This is a genomic window from Candidatus Rhabdochlamydia sp. W815, assembly GCF_018642185.1.
Taxonomy (GTDB): domain Bacteria; phylum Chlamydiota; class Chlamydiia; order Chlamydiales; family Rhabdochlamydiaceae; genus Rhabdochlamydia; species Rhabdochlamydia oedothoracis.
On record NZ_JAAVTY010000210.1, the window covers coordinates 1 to 858 of the forward strand.

The 858-nt window shown below is 33.2% G+C and carries 1 protein-coding gene; it reads right to left on the bottom strand.

Translation table 11 applies throughout. The annotated features are described in order from the left end of the window. Nucleotides 1-644: 644 nt before the first annotated feature. Nucleotides 645-858 (bottom strand): transposase (locus tag RHOW815_RS09555; RefSeq protein WP_502757473.1); only part of this gene is annotated, 214 nt, incomplete at its 5' end.

Here is an 858-nt window from a genome sequence, read left to right on the forward strand (position 1 = left end):
AACAGATATTTTGAAATGTAGGATAAACGACAAGTTTCAAGTCGTTGACTTAAATCCCATTAAGCTAGCCGTTTGAATCGGCACTAGTATATATAAACATTTTTATGCAAAAGATAACATCTTCTTTCAAGATAGAGCAGCTTTTTCAAAAAAAGCTAGCTATGCAATTCTTAATTTGAAATCAAACTAGTATAGCCGGGATCTATAATTGGGAGCTTTAAAATTTGAGGTTATGCAAGAGCTCTAATAAAACAGTTCCTCATGGAATTGTATTTCCAAGAGGAATTGTAGCATGGAAATTATGGGACATGGCTAGTCGAATAAACAATGAGCAACTGTTAGGGTTTCAGCCATTACCTTTATAGTTCTGGAAATCCCTCTAACTGTTATAGAGCTAAGAGGAGATCAAAATAACATTCACATCACAGCTTCTAGCAATATAAAGTGAAATAAATTTTTCTTTTGTTGTTGTAGAATATGCTGTTTTATCAGAAAATGCATCTTTATAAAATTTATAATCGCTCTTTAAGGTCTTTTTACAATGATATGCAAGAATTTAATCGGAATTTTAGCTTTTTTCTCTTGTATGGCCCTTTCAACCTTGAAGTGCACAAAAAAGAACATATAAATACTTGAAAAAACATCTATTGTGCACCCGAGCATAGCATGTTTGTAGATAATCTCGTAAACACTTCTAGTGGAGTTTCGAAGTTGAGAGCCTTTCTAGGTCTGTTATTTAGTAAAGTTTCCACCCTTTCTATATCCTTGGAAGTCGTATCTAAAAAGCTTTGTGTTTTAGGAAAATATTGCCTAACTAGTCCGTTTGTATGCTCATTTAAGCCTCTTTCCCAAGAATGG